A 1,537-nucleotide genomic window follows, 5' to 3' on the forward strand; every position below is an offset into this window, starting at 1 on the left:
CGACTTTCCTCATGAAAAACGAGTATGAAACATGAGTTGTTTCGTTATCTAAAAATCTACTCCAAATATAGCCTAAATTTTTGAGATTGAATATACTATTTTTGCCTGTTCCAAACCGTTTCGGCTGCCCTCCTTAATTCTTGCATTTTTTGACGTTGTAAAAATGGATTCGAGGAAGTAGGGCTAAACTCTCGTCTCCATTTTGGAGTTGTATGATAGATTGCCTTTTTCCTGTGCTTTCTTACTTTCACATTAGGTGATCGAATTGGCGCTGCAATTTTGATTAGATCGTCTTGTAGTTGGTTTATTTCATTTTTAATCGAGGAAAGGTCGAGATTCTTGTAAATGGATTTTATTTCTAATTTATTTACACTTGGAATTTCACTTCTCTTTAAAACTCTCTGGAGCGGTGTTTTTGGAATATCGTATTTTCGCATTGATTTTGAACCAATGCGATGCTTTTCTTTTAACATCATAACCGGCAAGAAGTAATTATTATAAAGATTTAATAAAGAATAAAGTTTTACTAAAATTTCGAAGTGTTCTGATTTATCGAATCTGAGATAACCGGTATTTCTTCGAACAACTGAAAAGTTTTTTTGTTCTACGTGAGGGTTATCGTTCTTTTTGTAAGGACGGCCACGTGTAAAGATTAGATGATACTTTTCGGAAAATCGAATGATTGATTCATTAATGAATTCAGAACCGTTGTCAGAGTGAATCCCTAAGAGAGGATAAGGAAATACGTTTTTTAGCCGTATAAGGGCTTTGAGCATCTGTAGCATCGTTTTATCGCGTACAAGGATACAAATCGTCCAGCCTGTACAAACATCTGTGGCGCAGAGGGTGGAGAAAAAACCTCCGAAAACATTCCCGCCGTTATGAGCGATTAAATCAATCTGTGTAAATCCAGGAAGAGAGTCTTTCCATTCTCCAAAAGTTTTAATCGGAATTCGATCGATAAGATATTTATTTTGTTTCGTCATCGAGGTTCCTTTGATTCCAAGCTTTTTTCGAATTGGAACTAAAAGCCTTTCAATTGTGGAAGCACTGATTTTTAACAGTTTTTGTTTTATTTCTTTAGAAATTTTGTAGGTCTGAAACCTCTCTAGATTCTTAATTGTTTCTGGAATTGCGTGGACTAATCTTTTACTACAAATGTGATCCAAAAGTTTCCAGAGATCTTCTAAAACTTTTCGAACAGATGCATCATAGTAAACTGTTCTTTTATTCTGTGCTTTGGGTTTAGTCGAAAGTTTTTTTAGAACTTCTTTTTTTCTAAGAACTTGAGAAGCATAATTTCTGTTAAAGCCCGACAGGCTCACGAACTCGTTGAGTATGCTTATCTTTTCTTTCTTAGTGGCGTATCTGTATCTTTCTCGAAATACCTTAATCATAACCTTACGTTCCTCTAAAGATAGTTTCATGTTTACAGCCTCTCACTTAAAAGAGTGCTGATTTTTGATTAGGTTTCGTGTAGGTTTTTAGTTGAGGAAACGTTCAGTGTTTCAAGTATATTTTTAAATGAGGAAATAAG

At 34.7% G+C, this 1,537-nt stretch carries 1 protein-coding gene; it reads right to left on the reverse strand.

All coding sequences use genetic code 11. The annotated features are described in order from the left end of the window. Window positions 1–95: 95 nt before the first annotated feature. A complete protein-coding gene (locus CLV95_RS18505; RefSeq protein WP_002734678.1) occupies window positions 96–1,397 on the reverse strand; it encodes an ISNCY family transposase in 1,302 nt (433 codons plus the stop codon). Window positions 1,398–1,537 lie beyond the last annotated feature (140 nt).

This window comes from Leptospira borgpetersenii serovar Javanica (assembly GCF_003046425.1).
Lineage (GTDB): Bacteria > Spirochaetota > Leptospiria > Leptospirales > Leptospiraceae > Leptospira > Leptospira borgpetersenii.